9 protein-coding genes, 1 tRNA gene and 4 pseudogenes are annotated in these 12,624 nt (G+C 69.1%); 5 read left to right on the top strand and 9 right to left on the bottom strand.

Annotation, left to right across the window (positions count from 1 at the left end; genetic code table 11):
- The first annotated feature begins 52 nt into the window (after window positions 1–52).
- On the top strand, window positions 53–880 hold the full coding sequence (locus AB0924_RS26680; RefSeq protein WP_366912723.1) for a helix-turn-helix transcriptional regulator: 828 nt from the start codon (window positions 53–55) through the stop codon (window positions 878–880).
- A 102-nt stretch (window positions 881–982) separates the two neighbouring features.
- Window positions 983–1,079 (top strand) — tRNA-OTHER (locus AB0924_RS26675).
- Between the two features lie 178 nt (window positions 1,080–1,257).
- On the opposite strand, the gene AB0924_RS26670 is transcribed toward AB0924_RS26675, so the two are convergent.
- From AB0924_RS26670 to AB0924_RS26660, 3 genes are all read right to left on the bottom strand, one after another.
- Window positions 1,258–1,644, bottom strand: coding sequence for a hypothetical protein (locus AB0924_RS26670; protein ID WP_366912722.1), 387 nt, complete (start codon window positions 1,642–1,644; stop codon window positions 1,258–1,260).
- A 69-nt stretch (window positions 1,645–1,713) separates the two neighbouring features.
- A complete protein-coding gene (locus AB0924_RS26665; RefSeq protein ID WP_366912721.1) occupies window positions 1,714–2,205 on the bottom strand; it encodes a GyrI-like domain-containing protein in 492 nt (163 codons plus the stop codon).
- 377 nt (window positions 2,206–2,582) lie between these two features.
- Window positions 2,583–3,383 carry an aminoglycoside phosphotransferase family protein gene (locus AB0924_RS26660; protein ID WP_358940683.1) on the bottom strand — a complete coding sequence of 267 codons (801 nt, stop codon included), beginning with the start codon at window positions 3,381–3,383 and terminating at the stop codon, window positions 2,583–2,585.
- A gap of 96 nt (window positions 3,384–3,479) precedes the next feature.
- Between AB0924_RS26660 and AB0924_RS26655 the strand changes: the two are divergent.
- A pseudogene (locus tag AB0924_RS26655) lies at window positions 3,480–3,647 on the top strand (RNA-guided endonuclease TnpB family protein); the annotation flags it as partial.
- A gap of 162 nt (window positions 3,648–3,809) precedes the next feature.
- Here the strand turns inward: AB0924_RS26655 and AB0924_RS26650 are convergent.
- The 5 genes and pseudogenes from AB0924_RS26650 to AB0924_RS26630 all read right to left on the bottom strand — a co-directional run.
- Window positions 3,810–6,083: a LuxR C-terminal-related transcriptional regulator gene (locus tag AB0924_RS26650; protein WP_366912720.1), complete on the bottom strand. Its 2,274-nt coding sequence runs from the start codon at window positions 6,081–6,083 to the stop codon at window positions 3,810–3,812.
- Between the two features lie 277 nt (window positions 6,084–6,360).
- A complete protein-coding gene (locus AB0924_RS26645; protein ID WP_366912719.1) occupies window positions 6,361–7,188 on the bottom strand; it encodes an intradiol ring-cleavage dioxygenase in 828 nt (275 codons plus the stop codon).
- Window positions 7,189–7,392: 204 nt separating this feature from the next.
- Window positions 7,393–7,839 (bottom strand): DUF3995 domain-containing protein, encoded by a 447-nt coding sequence (locus AB0924_RS26640; RefSeq protein ID WP_366912736.1) that lies wholly within the window; start codon window positions 7,837–7,839, stop codon window positions 7,393–7,395.
- A gap of 59 nt (window positions 7,840–7,898) precedes the next feature.
- On the bottom strand, window positions 7,899–8,249 hold the full coding sequence (locus tag AB0924_RS26635) for a DUF6191 domain-containing protein (RefSeq protein ID WP_358938421.1): 351 nt from the start codon (window positions 8,247–8,249) through the stop codon (window positions 7,899–7,901).
- A 399-nt stretch (window positions 8,250–8,648) separates the two neighbouring features.
- Window positions 8,649–9,213, bottom strand: a pseudogene (locus tag AB0924_RS26630) (IS5 family transposase); the annotation flags it as partial.
- Here AB0924_RS26630 and AB0924_RS26625 point away from each other — a divergent pair.
- Both AB0924_RS26625 and AB0924_RS26620 read left to right on the top strand, forming a co-directional pair.
- Window positions 9,207–9,359: pseudogene (locus AB0924_RS26625) on the top strand (DNA mismatch repair protein MutT); the annotation flags it as partial. The pseudogenes AB0924_RS26630 and AB0924_RS26625 sit on opposite strands and share 7 nt — an antisense overlap.
- Window positions 9,360–9,523: 164 nt before the next feature.
- On the top strand, window positions 9,524–10,684 hold the full coding sequence (locus tag AB0924_RS26620) for a hypothetical protein (RefSeq protein WP_366912718.1): 1,161 nt from the start codon (window positions 9,524–9,526) through the stop codon (window positions 10,682–10,684).
- Window positions 10,685–11,184: 500 nt separating this feature from the next.
- On the opposite strand, the pseudogene AB0924_RS26615 reads toward AB0924_RS26620, so the two are convergent.
- Window positions 11,185–11,368: pseudogene (locus tag AB0924_RS26615) on the bottom strand (site-specific integrase); the annotation flags it as partial.
- Window positions 11,369–12,624 lie beyond the last annotated feature (1,256 nt).

Raw genomic sequence — 12,624 nt, 5'->3', positions numbered from 1 at the left:
ACCCGGGCGGGGCATCGGCGCGACTGGTCGACCGATGGTGAAAAATGGACTCGTGAGCGCGATCCGGCAGATGACCTACCAGCCCGCGGGGCACCGCGCCGCCGCGGTTGAGACGTTGACCTTCGACCGCCTCCGCGAGCTGAACGACGGCGGCACACAGCGCGCCGACTTCCATGTCCTCGCCGTCGTCGACGCCGGGCACGGCACGGTCACCGTGGACTTCCTCAACCACCCGCTCAAGAAGCGGTCCGTAGTGTGGATTCCACCCGGCGCGGTACACCGGTGGGACGCCATCGCCGGTGTGGCGGGGCACCTCGTGCTGTTCCTGCCGACCGCGCCAGTCACCCACGCCTCCCGGGACCTCGTTGCGTCCCCGGACCTCGTCGCGCACTGGAGCGTCCCCGACGCCGACTGGCCCTTCGTCGAAACAGCGCGCGACCATCTCCTCCTGGAGGCGTCCGCTCCACCCGAGAACGCCCCGAGCGAGCTGCCTCAGATCCTGCTCTCCGCGCTCATCGCCCGGCTGCGGCCACCGCACGCCCAAGCACGGTTCACTCACCCGGTGTTCGTATTGTTCCGCTCCAGCGTCGAAGCGCACTTCAGGGAGCACCACACCGCTGGCTACTACGCCCGTACCTTGGGATACGCGCCCCGCACCCTTTCACGAGCGGTGCAGCAGGTCACCGGCCGCACCGCGAAGGCATACATCGTCGACCGGATTGTCCTGGAGGCCAAACGACTCCTCGCGCACGACCGCCTCACCGCGGCTCGCTGCGCCGCCACGCTCGGCTTCCCCGACGCATCGAACTTCTCGGTCTTCTTCCGCACGGCGACAGGCATACGCCCGGGTGCGTGGCAGGCGGCGGTAGCCGCCGAGTAGGAGGTGCACTCGAGAACCGCGCTTACATTCAGGGCGCGGTCAGCGGATCCTGCCAGAGTTGGCTTGTGCACAGCAGCCGCGCAGAACCGGGGCCGGGAACAGGGAGAGGTGCCCGCAGAGGTTGATCGGAGACCAAGCAAGCTCGCCTCACGGTCAGGCCCCTCAAGGGTCCACGCAGGTTCGAATCCTGCCTTCTCCGCCGTAATCCCATCTCGGGCCGTGCGGGCGGCCAGGGTGGTCCATCAGCCCTCGAGCGGCGGAGCCACGCCATGGCTGACTCACTTTCGGGTGAACACGATCACGGCAGTGGGGCGGCGGGCCCCGGCGGACGGTTCCCTCAGGCCCGTAATCTTGCTGCTGCTAAGCCTGATACCCCGTCAGACTGGTGTGCCGGGCTTCTGAATGGTTGTTACATGCCCTTTGGAGGTCACCGGCACCAGCAGCGGGGTGATCGCCGAAGCGTTCGGGGCCCCGGAGACGGAGGACGTGAAGGTGACCGACGTGGAACGGAAGCCGAAGCTGGACGCGCCCGCATCCCGTCCCACGGAAGGTAAGCAAGAAAGGGCTTCCGGCGATGCGACACGTGCCGCGCCCGCCGGACAACGGATGACGAGCATAAGGCGGGAGCCGCGTTGGTCCCCGAGCCAGCGCGCGCCCAGCTCCACCATGGGCTGCTCGGTGCGGTGGTCGGTGCGGGGGATGAGCGCGGAGACGAGATCGACGCAGCGGGCGGCTCTGTCGAGGGCGGTATCGAGGGCGGGCATCGGCTGCGGCGGCCGAGGGTGGCGATGGGTGCAGCGGATCCCACGCTCGGATCAACCCTGGCAGGTTTGTCACTCTGTCACCGGCCAGTTGAGTTCGGTGTGCAGGTCACGCGGGTCCATGTCGGGGGACGGCTGCGTGACGTAGGTTTCCCACCTGTCCTCTCCGGCGGACAGACCCCGCTCCTGGATCCAGGAGCCCAGCCGTTCCCAGGAGGACCGGAGACCGTCGAACGATCCGAAGTGCGTCAGCCGGGCGACCCGGCCTCCGGGCAGCGAACCGACCACTGCCCCGGCCTCCGGTCGCACCGTCCGGTCCGTGACGAACCCGACCTCCAAGTTCAAGAACTCTCCTGGCGAACCGTGGTACAGGCCGAAGGCGGGGCTCAGCGTGGTGAGCCGTTGTGTCTCGATGGCCCGGGCCAACACACCGAAAGACGCATCGAAGAAGTGCCGCAAGTCGGCCACCGGGACGACACCACGGACGACCGCTGTTGTCGCCGGGGCCAGATTCACGAGTTCTGGCGAGGCGCTGGCCCCACCATCAGATCTACGACTGTGCATGCCGCTCCCATCCAAGTTCCAGGGCTGCTCATGACGTGTAGACCTGGCGTGCGCCGAGAACTCATCGTCCTGCGTTCAGCGGCGTCTCCTCAGGCCCCGGGCCGGCTCGACCAGCACCGGATCCAGCAGCGCTCCGCCACGACCACACGCCGCGGCGCAGTTGCTCGACGAGTGCGGCCGGACCCTGGCGGCTGGTGACTCTGAGTCGGCGCACATGGTCAAGCTCCTGGCGTCCGACGTCAATGACGGGCTGTCCTTGACCTCCGACTGTCAGTCAGTCGAGAGCGTCCGCAGGGGGACGGTTGCGAAGGCGTGCAGTCCAGGGGTCACCTCGCGCCCGCGAGGGCGGTCCAGCTTGAGACGCTCGTCCGCTCCGGTTAGTTCAGCAGGGCAGCCGTGAAGGTCTTGCGGTGGTCCACCAGCCATGTCTGCATGCGGTCCCAGCGTTCCCATCCACCACGCTCGGCCAGCGCCTGGAGGTAGACGGGGTTGCCCTCGGCAACGCGGCGGGCGACGAAGGCCCGGCAGACCTCCGTGGCTTGCTCGATGACGCCGGGCAAGTCGGCGCGGTCCCCCGCCGAGAGGCCGTAGCTGCTGGCGAGGATCCGCAGCCGTGCGGGCGCATCCAGCCCGGAGGGGTAGAGGCCGGCCGCGGATCCGGGGTCCAGCATGGGCACCCAATAGCGGGCGGTCATGGCGATGTCCCAAAGGGCACGGCCCGGGGCCGCCATGTCGAAATCGATCAGGGCAGCGGCGCGGCCGTCGCGGAAGACGACGTTGTCCGGGCACACGTCGTTGTGGCACAGCATCGCTCCCCCTTCCGGGTCGGCCAGGTCCTGGGGCCACTCGGCACGGGTGTCGACCGCGACGGCCGCGCTGGTCTCATGCAGACGCCGAAGCAGGCTCCCCACCGATTCGAGGGCCGAACTCGTCATCGCCCAATCCGGGAACGGGGGCAGAGCCACGTTGCCGGGGATGAAGGTCAGGTGCTCGCAGCCGTCCGCGGTGAGACCGACGGGGGCCGGCGCCGCGTCGAAGCCGTGCTCCTTCAGTGCAAGGAGATAGGCGTGCAGGGCGCGCGCGTTGCGCGGTGCCGGCCGCTCCACCAACTTCCCCCGGCGGAAGACCGCCCCGGCGTTCACCATCCCGCCGACCAGTGCTTCGCCCTCAGTCGTCATGCCGAACACGCTACTGCCAGAGCGCCCCCGCGCGCGGCTGTCCCAGAAGTCGGCGCGAGGAAACGCCGGGGCCTGCCTCACGACCTGCAAAACAGGGCATGCGGGGCCGTCCTGGACCGGGACATCAACGCGGCGGTCAACGTCGCCAAGGCGGCCGGACTGGCCGTGACAGCCTGTGGAGCGGGGGTAAGACCGGGACCCGTCCCGGCACCGCGCAGCGAAGCAGGAACCCACCCGACACCGCAGCCTTCAACGGCGCGGTAGGCGGGAATCTCCCTCCTTCAGGGGGGAGAGGACGTCAACAGCCTCGAACCACGTCGCCCTCCGACCGCGCGAGCCTACTGAGTATGAGTGGTCTCGGGGTTGCCTATTTCCGCTGCCTGCCCGTTGAGGACCTTAGATCACCGATGACCAAGGCTGTGCAACCTAAAACGCCTCGTGCTGTCTAAGCCTGTCCCCGGCCCGTGAGGCCGCCCACAGGGCGATCCGGGTACGGGAGCGCAGGCCCAGTTTGTCGCGGACTTTGTCCAGGTGGGTGGCGACGGTACGTTCCGAAATGTTGAGGCACTCCGCGATCTGGCGGTTGGTCAGTCCCTCGGCGACGAGTTCGGCGACCATGAACTCTCGTCTTGTAAGGGGGGAGTGGTCTGCGGCGAGCGCAGTGGGTTCCGTCGTCGTACGAGGGTTGCCGCTTCCCCTCCGCAGGGCGTACGCGACGAGCCGGTCCCCGCGTAATTGGCGACCACTGCTGACAGCCGCGTCCCGCGCGGCTGATGACAGCCGGGTCCGCGCACGAGCCGCGGTCAGTTCTACCCGTCGGCGCCATGGGTCCTCCGGCTCGGTGTCCAGCCGGCGGCGGGCTTGCGTGCTCGCCTCGTACAACCGCACGGCTCGGCGCATGTCACCGCTCTCGGCGGCCACGAGGGCCAGGCCCTCGATCGGGTACAGCGCGTGGAAACTGGTCTCGGGGACAATCCGAAGCACCTCGTCAAACAGTGCCGCGGCACTATCCAGACGCCCCAGGGACAGCCGGACTGCACCGGCGGTGTGCAGTGCGGCAGCCGTCCGGCTCCAGTGCGCATGTGCCCTGAGTACCGGAAGGCAGCTGGTCATGAGCACATCGGCCTCGACCTCTTCTCCGGCCTGGAGCAGGGCCCAGGCCAAGTGATGGGTGCACCATGCGGTGTCCTGCGGTCGGCCGAGCGCGGAGACGACGCGCAGGCACTCGCGCAGGTCCGCGACGGCGGCAGGGAACTCGCCGCGGCACAGCCGTGCCGCGGCCCGCGCGTCCAGGGCGTTGGCAAGACCGGCGGAGTGGTCGCGCATGCATTCCTGGTCGACCGCCCGCTCACCCAGGTATAACGCCGCCCTCAGGTCCGCCTGTTGACAGGCGACGCGCGTGGCGAGCGCCGCCGCGCCGGCGAGTTCAAGCTCGGGAGGCTTCTGCAGAAGTCCGTTCAGTAGCGCACTAGCTGCCGATGGCTGTTCTAGCTGGTAGTGCACGCGGGCCAGTTCCAGGGCCAGTCGGTCTCGCAAGGCGCCGCCGCAACCGGTGTCGGCGAGGACCGACGCGAGATTGTCCCGTTCGGCGGTGAGCAGTCCGCCGGCCTGGTCGGCGAACACTTCGCCAACGGCACGTTCCGCGAGGCCGTTCAGCCACTCCAGGGCCCGCTCCCGTACGGCGTCCAGCTCACCCGACGCCACCAGACGCTCCATGGCGCAAGCGCGCACGGTACTTAGCTGACGGAAACGCGCGGGATGTGCGTCGCCAGGCAGCCGCACGATCAGTGATTTGGCCTCAAGTGCGAATACACTACGCAGAATGTGGCCGGGAGCGAGGTCCCCCTCGGTGCAGACCGCCTCCGCTGCACTCGTGTCGAATCCGCCGACGAGTACCGCGAGACGCCGGAAGACCGCCTGTTCTGCCGGTTCGAGCAGTCGATGGCTCCAGTCGATGGAGGCGGTCAGTCCGTCGTGGCGGCGGGGGCCAGTCCTGCTGCCGTCGGTCAGGAGGGACAGCTGAAAGAGCCGGTCGTCCAGTCCTTTGAGGATGTCGCCAAGCGGGAGCGCGCCGACGCGGCGCGCCGCGAGTTCGACGGCCAGTGTCAAACCGTCGAGCCGACGGCATATCTCGGCAACGGCCGCACCGTTGCCCCGCTGGAGGGTGAAACCGGGTGCGCTGCTGGTGGCACGCTCGACGAACAGTCGGACGGCATCGGAGCGCAGGAGGGCAGCAGGGTCGTCCTCGGTGCCGGTGGGCGGCAGGGACAGCTCCCGGACCCGGAACACGGTCTCACCGGGAACCCGCAGCGCCTCCCGGCTGGTGGCCAGGATCCGCATGCGGGGGCAACGGCTCAGCAGGGTTGCGACGAGCTGCGCGCACGGCTCCGCCAAATGTTCACAGTTGTCCAGGATCAACAGACGGGAGGTGTCATTGATCGCGCGGACTAGAGCGTCGGGGCCAGTCCGCCCCGCCTGCTTGCCCACGCCCAGCGCGGCGGCCACGGACTGCGCGAGCGGGGCGTTGTCGTGCAGCGAATCGAGTTCGACCAGATGCACCCGAGCGTGGCGCTGGGGCAGCCCTTTGGCGAGCTCCAGCGCCAGCCGCGTCTTGCCGACGCCGCCGGCACCGGTCAGCGTGAGCAGACGCGACGTCCTCAGCAGAGTGCGCAGCTCGGACAGTTCCTGCCACCGCCCCACGAAGGAGTCGAGCGCCAGCGGCAGCCCGCGGCCCGGTTCCGGTGGAGAGGCAGCGGGCGTGGTCAGCCGCTGCCTCCCCTGTTTCGAACGCTCTCGGAACGCCCGCTGGCGGCACGCATTGGAGCAGTACCGGGCCGGCCGACCGCCGTGTGACCCGGTCGACAGGCCGGCTCCGCACAACTCACACGTTTGATGCCCTGCCATCCTCGATTCCTGACCGCTGGCTTCCACGGCGAAACCACCCGGTCTCACCGGTTCGGCCCTCATAGGGCGTGCGTCAGGGCGTTGCGGCGGGATCGACTCCGAGTACGACGGTGCCCGTCACCCCCTTGCTGAGATCGCTGCCATTCTGCGTGATGGCCAGCAGGGTTGAAGATCCGCCGTTGCGGTAAATGCCGTCCCGCGCGTTGAGAGTGCGGGTGGACGTGTTGTTGCGGTAGGGGGTCAGAGCGGCGATCTTGGCGTTGAAGGTCTCGGGGAAGTAGAGCTGGCCCGTGTGCGAGACGTGTCCTCCGTGGTAGGTCCCGTTGGAGACGGTGCCGCCAGCATGGGTCTTGACGTGGATGTGGAGCGCGCGGCCGACGTACCAGCCGGGGTAGACGGTGGTGAACTCAGCGACGCCGGCGGAGTCGGTCAGCTGTACGCCCCGCAGGAAGGTGGTGTCAGGGGTGGAGCCGCCCGCGACATACCCTGAGTAGATGCCGAGCGCGTCGCACTGCCAGATGTCGACCGCCGTGTTCGACAACGGCAAGCAGGTCGCGGCGTTGACGACTGTCACGCGGAGGGTGAGTGGCACGCCCGCCTTGCCCTCGGTGATGTTCTTGCGGACCGTCTCCAGGTCCAGATAGTAGGGACCCTCGGTCTGTTCGGGCGTCAGGACACAGGCAGCAACGACCGGTCCGCCGGCAGCACGGGGCGTACTTCCTCGGCCCTCGGCTGCGGCCTGCGAGGCTGTGAATCCGAGGGCTGCCACGCCGAGAGTCGCGCCGCCCAAGGCGGCGATGACGGATCTGCGGGTGGCGCCGGCCTGCTCCGCGGAGTCGTGGTGGGGGGTATCAGTCATGCCGTCACGATGACGCGCCCAGCGCATGTTGGGATCGGCCATACGATCGGCGAATCGAGCGCGTTACGAAACCCGCCGCGTGGCCGTTCACCGCCCCGGATGGGCGAGCGCGGCGCCGGCATAGGATTCGCCGCGGCGGGGAAGGCGAGCACTTCTCGATGACCTGGAGCTCTACCAACCCCCGCAGCGTGGGAACGTTGAGCCAACGTGTCCTACGCGCACGACGTGCGCCGGTCTGAAGGGCAATCAGCGTCTGGACGGAGGTGGCGGTTCTGCGACGGTATGCCTGCGGGACCAAAGGGCGGCGAGGCCGAAGGCCAGTCCTCCGGCGATGAACCAAGGGTTCCAGAGGGCCAGCGTCCAGGCCCGCTGCCCCGCGCTCACGGAGGTATCCAAGCGTGTTGGGTTGGTCACCAGTAGCACCTCGACGCCGATGCCACGGGACAGTAGGAGGGCGCTGACGCCCCACCCCAGCCACCTTGCCAGCTGAGCGGGAAGCCTCCGGAGGCTGGACCGGGCAAGCAGCCATGCCAGTAGGGCGCCGAGGAGGCAGAGCGCACCCACACCCCACAAACCGGCTACCACGAACCACAGTGGGCGCTCGATGGCCAGCGGACCGGCGGAGATGCTCAGCCCCACATCACCGCCGACGGCCCAGTAGAAGTGCAAACCGGCGAACGCGGCCGCCCACACGCATGCGATACGCCCCCATAGCGTGGACGGTTCTGCGTCCGCCCCCTCCTGTTCGCGGTTCACCGCCGGCCCTCACGGGCATCGCGCCTGTCAGCGCACGGGCTGTCCGCTTCCTGTGGCAACACGATGAACGCGGTGCCTTTGGTCAGGTCGATGCTGGAGCGGGGTGGCGCACCGTCGCTCTCGTCGTCCCGCAGCAGCAGCTCCACCCGCCGCTGCTCCATCTCCACCGTCTTGTTTCCGTTCACGGTCGCCGTGAATTCGTCGAAGGCGATGCTCGACAAGGACCGCCCCGTGCGCCTGCGCAGCCACGGGATCAAGCCCAGCCCCGTGAACCATCGCCACGCGCTCTCCATCAGGGCGAACATGATCAGCAGACACGCTAACGCCGGAAACGACATGGCCCACATCGCCACAGCTGGCCCCCATCAGCCTCAACACGGTTGACTGCCGGAAAACGGCGGGGGCGTCGGCGTCGTTCCCGTCACAGGTGCGGACTGGGAGAACTCGAGGCCCCCGACGTGGGTCCGCGCATGGACCGCGCGCACAGATCTCGCGGGCAATACGCTCCGCCCAGAGCGGCACAGGTCGGCCGGTCCCCTCGACCGCCGTCGTTGGACTCGTCTCGCTGATTGCCATGGGATCACTGTTCCGGATCCGCAGCGCGCAGGGATCAGGCCGGCGTATGACCCGCTTCCCCCATGCGGCGGAGGCGCCGCCTTGGAGATCCACCGCATGGCGGAGTGCCGTGGGAACAGGCCGGATTCGGTAGATGTGTCGGACAGCACATCTAAGGGCTGTCTGGCGGATCACTGACGGATCCACAGCCGGATCGCGGCGACGGTGACTGTGCCGTGAAAGACGAACGCTCTCTCGTCGTACCGGGTCGCCACAGCTCGGAAGCCCTTGAGCGCGTTCATGCTCCGCTCAACTTCGTTGCTGCGGGTATAGAGCGCCCGGTCAAAACCAGTGGGACGACCGCCTCGGCTGCCGCGCCGCCGGCGGTTGGCCTGCTGGTCCCCGCGCTCGGGAATGGTGTGCCGGATCTGCCGCCGCCGCAGGTAGATGCGGTTCCGACGGGAGCTGTACGCCTTATCGCCGCACAGATGGTCAGGGCGGGTCCGCGGGTGCCCACCAGCTGGGCGTGGGACACGGATGCGGTCCAGGACCGGGATCAACTGCGGCGCATCACCCCACTGTCCGGGAGTGATCAATATGGACAGCGGGCGGCATCCGCCGTCACCCGCCAGGTGGATCTTGGTGGTGAAACCCGCCGCGTGAGCGGCCCACCGCCTCGTCAGGCCGGTGCTGGACTGGCGGCCTGGGGCATCCAGGTGCCCATGCCGGCCGGTGACGGGCCCCAGCGGCGTGCTGTTGGCGGTCGACTCGCGATGTCGGACGAATCCGCAGAGCTGCGATTCGTCTTGGCGGAGGAGCTAAACGAGCTGCCCATGCACCACACGCAGCGTCTACGGCTTCAGCACTTTCTGGAGCACCGAGAGCGACCCTATCTTGGCTGATCGCACCGGCGCCCCTGTCCTACCGTGCACGAGCTCGTTGGTTGTGCATCTTCAGAAAGGTCCGCACCCCAGTCACCGGGGTGCGGGCCGCTGGCACCCCACTGCGGTGGTGAGGCTGAGGGCTCTGGCCGATCGCTTGTCGACCCGTTTCCGCAGGCACTAGGTTGGCGTATTCACCGCATGTGGTTCAGGGGGTTTGCAGCGTCGTGCAACGCCGTGCATTGCCAGGAACCGTACTCGGCCTGCTGCTGGCCGTCGCGCTCGGCGCCGGCGCGAGCGCGTGCCGAAGCAGTCCGGAGCAGGATGCCAAGGCGGTGGCGACGGTGTGCGATGGGCTGCTGACGAAGGCCGTGGCGGAGGCGTACACCGGCGCGAGCAGCGCCGGCGTGCGGCCGGAGTCGGCGGGTGGCACACCAGCGCCGCGGCAATGGTGCACGCTGTCCCCGACCACACTCGTGAGCGTCACGGCCTCCGGTCGGAAAGAGTTCCACAAGACGAACCCCGGCGACGTGTGGGGTATCTCGGGCGCGCAGGGCTCTATCCCGCTCGGCCACGGCTGGCTAGGCGGCTACTACTCGTTCAACAACGGAGTCGGACCCTCGGGTGACCAGTTTCGGACCGAGGTAGCGGTACTGCTGGACTGCCCGCAGGTGGCCGGTGGCGGACTACTCGTCGCGGCGAGGGACTCGGTGACAGCGCACGGCGAGGTGCCCGCCGTCTTCCGCACGAAACTAGCCGGGCTGGCCGCCGACGCGGCCCGCCACACCGCGGCCCGCTGGCACTGCAGGGGTGGGCTGGGCCGTACGCCGAGCGGGATTCCCGCGGCGGAGCCGCCCCCGACGGACTTGACGCACACGACCGGTGTCTGCCGGGGCGTCATCACGCCGGGCCTTGCGGAAATGACCGGGGCAGTCCAGGCGCAGGGCTCGACCCCGGGGCTGGCCCTCAGCGAGGGGTGTGCGCTCAAGGGCGCCAAAGGCAGCCTGGTTCTGTCGCTGCGGGCCCGTTACGGGCCTGCGGCCAGTGTGGCTCGAAAGGCACCGGCCAGGTTCCCCGAACCGGGCCGGACCGAGTCCCCGTTTCCGGGGCTGGATGCGGACCTTCAGGACGGCACCGCCGGTCTGCAGACGGTGCTGTGGATGAGCTCGCGGTGCGAGCGCGGGCAGGGCACGGCGCACTACACGCTTGGGCTTCCCGGCTCGTACAGCAAGGCACCGGTCCCCGACACCCACTGGGCTCAGATGCTGCGGACCTTCGCGCAGAGGTCCGCGACCCGGCACGGCTGCTCCCTGCCCGCCGAATTGTCGACGGTGGGCGAACCGTGACTCAGCCCGCTCCCGCCGAGGTGCGGAACGGAGGCGAACATCACGCTCCACCCCAACAACTTCACCACTCGTTCGGCAGCGCGACGCCCATGCTTAGGTTCACGACGCACCCCGGCCCGGGAAGACCAGATTCCCCGCAGACAGATAGGCCATGACCGCCGCGGCCTGGCTCCCCCTGATGATATTGTGGAAATCGGTCCTGCCTGGCATGTTCCCAACGAAGGCTGTCCTGGTGCGGCCGAGGGGGAGGCGTTCACTTATATGCCCGATGGGCTGATCGTGTTCTTCGACGAGAGTCTCGCAGCTTCCTATAGGATCCCAGCGAGTGATACTTCTTCACGCGGATATGTTGAACCGAGTCAGGGGTTTCGGTAAGCGCCTGGTGCGGGACGGCTAATAGCCGGGCATCTCCATTTCTCGGGAAAATAGATCAAACAGGCCCCGCCGGAGTGATCTCCGGCGGGGCCTGGCGTCTTGTGACGGCAATGGTGACGGCAACGTCAGCGGACGATGACTGCCGAGGGCGGCGGCTCTTCGGAGTCGTCGCCCTCAGTCAGGATGCTGCCCAGAGTGTCGATGGCTTGGTGTTGGAGGCGGAGTCGTACGTGGGCGTACGCCGGCGGTGACGCCGATGTGGGCGTGGCGGAGCAGTTCTTTGATCACGACGAGGTCGATGCCCTCCTCGCCGCGCTCGGCGACCACGGGCAAGGCGCTGCCGAAGCCATCGTGGCCCGAGGCTGCGCAGGCGACGGTGGACTTGTCACAGTCGGCTCCTGGCGACCCCGGGACACGCCGCCCGCTTGGGCCCACCCGCTCGGCCCGCCGCCACCCACCCGCACCCCCCCGCCGCCGCCACGCCTGGGTCACCACCGCCGCGCTCGTGGAACTCTGGCGTACCCGCCATGCCATCACCGCGGTGCCCGGACTCGGCCCGCGCCCCGCCGACCCGGATGGCGCCGCCGCCTGGGACGGCCTGGACGCCCGGGTGCGCGCCCTGACCGGACGCCGCCGCCCGCTGCACCTCCCGCCACCCGACGCCCCCGCCTCGGGCGTCATCGCCGCGGCCCTCAGCCACCTCGATACGCTGCCTCCCACCGGACCCCTGCCCGACCAGCCGGCCCTGCGCGACTCCCACGGCGTCGCCCGCATCTCCTATGGCGCCCTCCACGCACGCCTTGCACAGCGCGCCCTGGCCGCCGTGCTCGCCGGCCAAGGCCTGCCCGAAGGCTGGATGGAGGAGATCACCGCCCCCGCAGGGGACGACGAAGACGAACAGCACACTTACACCAGGCTCCTGACCGCCATCGGCCACTACCGGCGCCGCCACCACGGCGCCGGCCCCGACGTCCTGGGCCCGCGCCCCCAAGGCCTCGACGGCGACGAGTGGGAGCACCTCACCGACGCCATCGACCTCTACACCCACGCCCGCGTCCAACGCCGCCGGGGCCAGATCCGGGCCCGCACCGCCGCCGAATGCGCCACCCTCCTGCAGCCCACCTCGCCACTGCACCGGCAGCCTCGCACGCCCATCCACGGCCCTGGCCACCGTCCCCCAACCCGGTGGCAGCGGAGCCACGTCGCCAGCGCGTCTTGCTCGGCCGGTGTCCGGGGCCCGGTGCGCCGCCGAAGCTCGGGCCGGCAACGCTGCATCCGATCAAGGGGCGCAAGGCCGCTGCCGCCGCCGCGACGCGGCGTCCGGAACGGCACCGGCGGCACTGCGGGCAACCGCCTGATGGTCAGGCCGGGGCGTGTGTTTGGATGCCGCGGTGGACGGCTTCACGTGGACTGCGGCGCACCGCGCGGTGGAACTCGAGGACGCGCAGACGCTGGCCTAGCAACGTGTACTACGGCGTTATCTGTTGCATCAACGGCGCAGCTGGTCCTGAGGCAGTCATCGGTCATGGGAGTGGCCAGGAGCGTCGCCCGGGCTGCTGGCCCAC

The organism is Streptomyces sp. NPDC047869, assembly GCF_040704065.1.
GTDB lineage: Bacteria > Actinomycetota > Actinomycetes > Streptomycetales > Streptomycetaceae > Streptomyces.
Note: the sequence above shows the minus strand (reverse complement) of the source record. Positions and strands in the feature narration are given on the sequence as shown.

Bases quoted from the DNA above. Each gene is read 5' to 3' on its own strand.
- AB0924_RS26660 (WP_358940683.1), bottom strand. From the start codon at position 3,383: ATGACGACTGAGGGCGAAGCACTGGTCGGCGGGATGGTGAACGCCGGG.
- AB0924_RS26665 (WP_366912721.1), bottom strand. From the start codon at position 2,205: ATGCACAGTCGTAGATCTGATGGTGGGGCCAGCGCCTCGCCAGAACTC.
- AB0924_RS26645 (WP_366912719.1), bottom strand. From the start codon at position 7,188: ATGGCCGATCCCAACATGCGCTGGGCGCGTCATCGTGACGGCATGACT.
- AB0924_RS26635 (WP_358938421.1), bottom strand. From the start codon at position 8,249: ATGTGGGCCATGTCGTTTCCGGCGTTAGCGTGTCTGCTGATCATGTTC.
- AB0924_RS26670 (WP_366912722.1), bottom strand. From the start codon at position 1,644: ATGCCCGCCCTCGATACCGCCCTCGACAGAGCCGCCCGCTGCGTCGAT.